Below are 6,017 nucleotides of genomic sequence, written 5' to 3'. Positions count from 1 at the left end.
GCTTAGGGCCACAAATGCCCAGCGTATGGGCCGAGCGGCGATTCGCCGCCGCCGTCGGGCGCCGACCGGCCGGCAACCGCCCGCCCCGCGCCGGTGCGCGGGCAGATTTCTCGAAAACGCTGTCTAGCAGCGGTTTTGGGCGATCGGCACGGTCTGCCAGCAGGTGGGCGCGATTCGGCAGCCGGCTGTTACGACAGCTTCTGACGTCGAAGCATTGCCGGTTTCGCATATTTTCCAGATCGCATTACGTGTCGCGCGTGTCGCGCGGCGTGTCGAACAGGCCTTTCGCCGGTGAAACCGACAACGACGCCGCGTAGTAGATACGGGTGGGGCGGCTGTGACGTGACGCACCGTAACGCGGCCGGGCCCGGTCTCGACATAGCCGGCATGAAGTGGATGACAATCGCAGGGTCCGCCGCCGTGCTCGCCGCGACGATGATCGTCACCCCGCCCGCGCTGGCCCGCGCCGACGGCCCCGCGGCGGGGTCCGCCTGCGACAGCGGCCAGCTGAACCTGTCGACGAAGTCCAGCGCCGGCACCGCGGTGCGCTGCCTGGCCGACGAGGGCCGTGGCTACGTCTGGCAGGTCGACAACGGCACCACCCAAACCCCGGAACAGGCCGCGCGGATCGCCCAGAACGCCTGTCAGCGGCTGGGCGCCACCGCCGAGTGCCGCTCGGTGCTGGACAAGATTCCGCACCACTAACGGCTGCGTCGGGTGCTCACTTGCTGCTGCGCCACACCCGGTCGAACGGGAGCCGCCAGGCGTGCGGGGTGATCAGCTGATGGATGGCGTTGGGGCCCCACGAGCCGACGTCGTAGCCGCGCACCGGCGGTGGATCGGCCAGCAGTGGCGCGGAGACCTCCCAGAGCCGCTCGATGCCCTCCGAGGTGGTGTAGAGCGTGTGATCGCCGCGCATCGCGTCCAGGATCAACCGCTCGTAGGCCTCCAGCACGTCGCCCACGGTGTCGGTGTCGGCCAGCCCGAACTGCAGGCTGTGCTTGTCGAGCTTCATCCCCGGCCCGGGCCGCTTGCCGTAGAACGACAGCGACACCTTGGACTGGTCGGCGAGATCGAAGGTGAGGTGGTCCGGACCGTGCGCGCCCACCCCGGAGCCGGGCGGGAACATGCTCTTGGGCGGTTCCCGAAACGCGATCGAGATGATCCGCTGCCCCTCGGCCAGGCATTTGCCGGTGCGCAGATAGAACGGCACCCCGGCCCAGCGCCAATTGTCGATCTCGCATTTGAGCGCGACAAACGTCTCGGTGTCCGAATCCGGTGCGACGCCGGGCTCGTCGCGGTACCCGCGGTATTGGCCGCGCACCACATTGCGCGGATCCAGCGGCACCATGGACCGAAACACCTTGTTCTTCTCGACGCCGATCGCGTCGGAGGCCAGTGCGGTGGGCGCCTCCATCGCGACAAAGGCCAGCACCTGAAACAGGTGGGTCACCACCATGTCCTTGAAGGCGCCGGTCGGTTCGTAGAACGCCGCCCGGCCCTCCAGGGACAGTTTCTCGGGGATGTCGATCTGAATGTGGTCGATAAACGTCCGGTTCCAGATCGGCTCGAACAGCCCGTTGGCGAACCGGAACGCCAGAATGTTCTGGGCCGGCTCCTTGCCCAGGAAGTGGTCGATCCGAAAGATCTGCGATTCATCGAAGGTTTCGTGGATCGACGCGTTGAGCGCGACCGCGCTGTCCAGGTCGGTGCCGAAGGGCTTCTCCATCACCACCCCGGCGTTTTTGACCAGGCCCGCCTGTTCGAGGGTGCGGATCGCCGGGATCGCCGCCTTCGGCGGAACGCTCAGGTAATGCAGCAGTTTGACGTCACCGCCGAGCCCGGCCGCTTCTTCGGCCACCGTCGTCGACAGCGCGCCCGGACCGGCCGCCTGCGGCACATAGCGCAGGCCCTGCACCCACTGCTTGCGGTCTTCGGCCGGCACCGTGGTGTGGGAGAACTGCTCGCACGCCTCGGCGGCGATGCGCCGGAATCCGTCGTCGTCCAAGTCGTCCAATGAGGTGCCGACGATGCGCAGTTCCGGCGCCAGCTTGGACATGGACAGGTGAAACAAGCCCGGCAGCAGCTTGCGGCGGGCCAAATCACCTGTGGCACCGAATAACACGACAACGTGCGGCGCGGCGCCGCGCTTCTCGGTCGCAACCATCGTGGTCCCCCTCAGTACGCCGGCTGGAACTCGCCGGCCGCGACATCCTCCTCGGCCCGGATCACGTGCACCACGGCGTTGATCAACGCCAGATGGGTGAACGCCTGCGGGAAGTTGCCCAGATGACGCCCGGTGCGGGTGTCGATTTCCTCGGCGAACAGGCTGAGCGGACTGGCGAAGGCCAGCAGCCGCTCACACAGCTGCTTGGCCCGGTGCAGTTCGCCGATCTCCACGAGCGCCGACACCAGCCAGAACGAACAGATGGTGAAGGTGCCCTCCTCGCCGACCAGCCCGTCGTCGGTCTCCTCCACCTTGTAGCGCAGCACCAGCCCGTCGACGGTGAGTTCGTCGGCGATCGCCAGCACGGTCGCTTTCACCCGCGGGTCCTCGGGCGGCAAAAACCGCAGCAGCGGGATCATCAGCACCGACGCGTCCAGGGCGTCGCTGCCGTACCGCTGGGTGAAAACACCGCGGGCATCGACGCCGTGGGCCAAAATGTCGGCCTTGATGTCGCTGGCGATCGCGGCCCACTCGCGGGCGTACTCCTTCTCGCCGTGCAGCATCGCCAGCTTCATGCCGCGATCCAGCGCCACCCAGCAGAACACCTTCGACGAGACGAAGTGCTGCGGCTCGCCCCGCACCTCCCAGATCCCGCGGTCGGGCAGCCGCCAATGCTCGATGGCTTGTTCCACTTGCTTTTTCAGCACCGGCCACAGCTGTTCGGGGACGTGTTCGTCGCGGGAGCGCACGTGCAGGTAGACCGAGTCCAGCATGGCCCCCCAGACGTCGTGCTGCCGCTGGTCGTAGGCGCCGTTGCCGATCCGTACCGGGCTGGCGCCGTCGTAGCCGGACAGGTGGTTCAGTTCGGCCTCGGTCAGGGTTTTCTCCCCGCCCACCCCGTACATCACCTGCAGCGTCTGGGCTTGGCCGTCCTCGTCGACGGCCGCGTCGGACAGGAAATGGAAGAAGTTGTTGGCTTCGCGGTCCAGTCCCAGGGTGTGCAGCCCCCACAGGGCGAACGTCGAGTCCCGTACCCAGGCGTACCGGTAGTCCCAGTTGCGCACTCCCCCAGGTGTTTCCGGCAACGATGTGGTGGATGCCGCCATCAGCGCGCCGGTTGGGGCGTAGGTGAGCCCTTTCAACGCCAACGCGCTCTGCTGCAGGTACCCGCGCCACGGATGATCCGGGAATTTGCCGATGGTGATCCATTGCCGCCAGCATTCGGAGGTCTGCCACATCTTCTGGGCGGCTTCCTCTTGGGTGTGCGGCGCCGGCAGCGGCGACCAGGACAGCGCCACGAACGCCTCGTCGCCTTCGGTCATCCGGGTGCGGGCGGTGGCTTCGGGTCCTTCGATGCCCAACCGCAGGTTGGTGGTCAACTTCAGCGTGGGGTGGTCGGCCCCGGCGGCGCCTTTGCAGGTGGCGGTGGCCTCCTCGTACACCTCGCCGGTGTACGCCCAGCGCGCCTCCTGTCGGTGGTAGTCGAACGCCGGCGCACAGCTGACTTCCAGCTCCACCGTGCCGCTGACGCATTTGATCGTGCGCAGCAGAATGTGTTCGGCGTCCCAGTCGGTCGGGGCGCGCCGGTGGGTCTTGGAGCGCTTGTCGGTGTTGTGCCATTCGCCCATCACCAGGCAGTCGTGCACGGTCAACCAGCCGGTCTCGGTCTGCCAGGTGGTTTCCACGATGAGCCCGCCGGGCCGGTACACCCGCTGGGAGGGCACGTTTTGCCCGTAGGGGCCGACCCGGAAGTGGCCGGCGCCGCGGTCCAAGATGGCGCCGAACACACTGGGTGAATCCGGGCGCGGCAGGCACATCCACTCGACCGCACCGTTGGGGGCGATCAAACAGGTGTTCTCACAATCGGACAAGAACGCGTACTCGTCGATCGGCGGGAATGGGCTGCGGGTCGACAACGCCATTTCCAGCGCCCCGGTTTCGCTGAGGACCGGCTGCCCGTTCCCGACGGCCCCGCTATCGCCGGTGATCGTGCCCGGTTGCTCGATGACCCCTGATCGTTTCTTGGTGCTCCCCATGGGGTCATCATGGCCCGCCGCTTACCGCGTGTCTGCAAAATGCGGTTCTGACCTGCGCGTCATTAAAAACGTTACATCCGGCTCCTGTGGAGTACCTGGCAATGTCCCGACCACCGGCGTAAAGTGAAACATGCACCGCCCGTTTGGATTTCAGCACGCATTATCAGTAAGCTTGGGGGCCTGCCTCAGCCTTTCCAAGGGTCCGGGAATTACCGTCGTTCATGTCAGCGGGAACACCGCAGATTACGGAAAAGGAGCTGATGTTATGAACGCCAAGCGTGTGCTGTGCGCCTCTTCGCTCGCCGCCGGAATTGGACTGACGGGACTCTTCGGTACGGGAATCGCACTGGCGAATGCCGCTCCCCTGCCCGGCAATGCGCCGATCGCCGCCAGCAAGGGCGCACCCGCGCCGCAACCCGGCCCCAGCATCAAGCTCGACCACCACGACCGCAAGAAGGCCGTCAAGCAGGAGAAGAAAGAACTCAAGCACCACCCCGCGGACGTCGTCGCCACCTCGGGTCACCGCTGAGGCGTTCCCGCTCGGCGCCCAACGGCGGACCACCATTTCCGGTGGTCCGCCGTTGGGCGCTACCGAACACCAGCTGGGCCACCAAGCCGTGCGACAGCGCGGCCGCCGCCGAAGCCGGACGTTTGAAATGTCGTCATTCTTGTTTTGCTGACGGCAACGCCAATTCCTTGCCGATCAGGAATTTATTTTGGGCTCCGGATTGACCCCGCACCCAATCACCCACTAATGCCACCACATAATTACCCGTGCCGCGGCGGGCGCGGCACGGCCACCGCCGGCAGCTGCGGCCCGCCTTGATGCGTCCGCCCGGCGAGCCGGAATCCCATTGCGCCCCAGCGCCCGGCGGGCGCGGCCACACCGCCAACAGGTTTGACAGCACCGTCAAATAAATCTCTCCAAATATGACGCGACTTCCCCCGGTTACCTAGCCAATTCATAGCTAAAACAATTTGCCAAGTGTGGGTGGCCCGGATACGATCCGAACTCGGGTGGATGGTCCACCTGGGGATTCAACGCGGCGACCGGTTCGTACAAATGTGTTTCCGCTGAGTTGCACCCGTTTAGCAGCGAAAGAAGAATCGGATGAAGATGCCTCGTACCCTTTCCCGGTGGGCGCTGGCTTCGGCCACCGCCCTCGCTCTCGGCGTGTTCGGCATCGGGGCCGGCGTCGCCAGCGCTGATCCCGACGGTGGCGTCGGCGCCGGCGCCAACAGCAACGGCGGCGCCGAGGTCAACGTCGGCCCGGTCGGCGGCGGCTTCCAGGACAACACCGGCGGCGGCCTCAACCTGGGTCCGAACGGTATCGGCGGCGGCGCTGACGATCACGCCGGCGCCAACGTGAACCTCGGTCCGTTCGGCGGCGGCTTCCACGACAACACCGGCGGCGGCGCCAACCTCGGTCCGGAAAACATCGGCGGCGGCGCCCACGAAAACACCGGCGGCGGCCTCAATCTCGGCCCGGACAGCTTCGGCGGCGGCGCCGGTGAGAACACCGGCGGCGGCCTCAACCTGGGTCCGGATGGTGTTGGCGGCGGCGCCCACGAAAACGCCGGCGGCGGCGCCAACCTCGGCTGGTAATCGTCGACAATCCCACGCGGGCGCCGGCATCGTTGCGGCGCCCGCGTCGGGGTCCCCACCCGATTGATCCACAAAAGCCGTCGGGCTACCGCGCCGACAGATGGGCCACCGCGTCGCGCATCCGTTCCGCGGCGGTCCGCAGGGCACCGACGTCCGGGCCGGCCCGCAGCACCTCGCGCGACACCGCGGGCCTGTCTCTTTTACACCT

The 6,017-nt window shown here is 66.8% G+C and carries 6 protein-coding genes; 4 read left to right on the top strand and 2 right to left on the bottom strand.

Annotated features, from left to right (window positions below; translation table 11 throughout):
• A partial coding sequence (locus BKN37_RS29615; RefSeq protein WP_207547294.1) for a hypothetical protein occupies positions 1–317 on the top strand: 317 nt, incomplete at its 5' end.
• Between the two features lie 79 nt (positions 318–396).
• Positions 397–705: a hypothetical protein gene (locus BKN37_RS25150; protein WP_131823692.1), complete on the top strand. Its 309-nt coding sequence runs from the start codon at positions 397–399 to the stop codon at positions 703–705.
• A gap of 16 nt (positions 706–721) precedes the next feature.
• Here BKN37_RS25150 and zwf read toward each other — a convergent pair whose 3' ends face one another.
• Positions 722–2,167 (bottom strand): glucose-6-phosphate dehydrogenase, encoded by a 1,446-nt coding sequence (zwf, locus tag BKN37_RS25145; RefSeq protein WP_071029771.1) that lies wholly within the window; start codon positions 2,165–2,167, stop codon positions 722–724.
• Positions 2,168–2,178: 11 nt separating this feature from the next.
• Entirely contained in the window at positions 2,179–4,089 is a 1,911-nt protein-coding gene (locus tag BKN37_RS25140; RefSeq protein ID WP_194074098.1) for a glycoside hydrolase family 15 protein, read from the bottom strand.
• Between the two features lie 379 nt (positions 4,090–4,468).
• On the opposite strand from BKN37_RS25140, the gene BKN37_RS25135 reads away from it, so the two are divergent.
• A complete protein-coding gene (locus BKN37_RS25135) occupies positions 4,469–4,732 on the top strand; it encodes a hypothetical protein (RefSeq protein ID WP_071029767.1) in 264 nt (87 codons plus the stop codon).
• 582 nt (positions 4,733–5,314) lie between these two features.
• The gene (locus tag BKN37_RS25130) at positions 5,315–5,809 is read left to right on the top strand and encodes a hypothetical protein (protein WP_131823691.1); all 495 of its coding nucleotides are present in this window, start codon (positions 5,315–5,317) and stop codon (positions 5,807–5,809) included.
• The last annotated feature ends 208 nt before the right edge of the window (positions 5,810–6,017 follow it).

The sequence above is a fragment of the Mycobacterium talmoniae genome (genome assembly GCF_001854525.1).
Lineage (GTDB): Bacteria > Actinomycetota > Actinomycetes > Mycobacteriales > Mycobacteriaceae > Mycobacterium > Mycobacterium talmoniae.
The sequence above is the reverse complement of the archived record's forward strand: the minus strand, read 5'-3'. Positions and strand labels throughout refer to the sequence as shown.

Excerpts from the sequence above, each read along its gene's own strand:
- BKN37_RS25150 (WP_131823692.1), top strand. The coding sequence starts at position 397 with ATGACAATCGCAGGGTCCGCCGCCGTGCTCGCCGCGACGATGATCGTC.
- zwf (WP_071029771.1), bottom strand. The coding sequence starts at position 2,167 with ATGGTTGCGACCGAGAAGCGCGGCGCCGCGCCGCACGTTGTCGTGTTA.
- BKN37_RS25140 (WP_194074098.1), bottom strand. The coding sequence starts at position 4,089 with ATGGCGTTGTCGACCCGCAGCCCATTCCCGCCGATCGACGAGTACGCG.
- BKN37_RS25135 (WP_071029767.1), top strand. The coding sequence starts at position 4,469 with ATGAACGCCAAGCGTGTGCTGTGCGCCTCTTCGCTCGCCGCCGGAATT.
- BKN37_RS25130 (WP_131823691.1), top strand. The coding sequence starts at position 5,315 with ATGAAGATGCCTCGTACCCTTTCCCGGTGGGCGCTGGCTTCGGCCACC.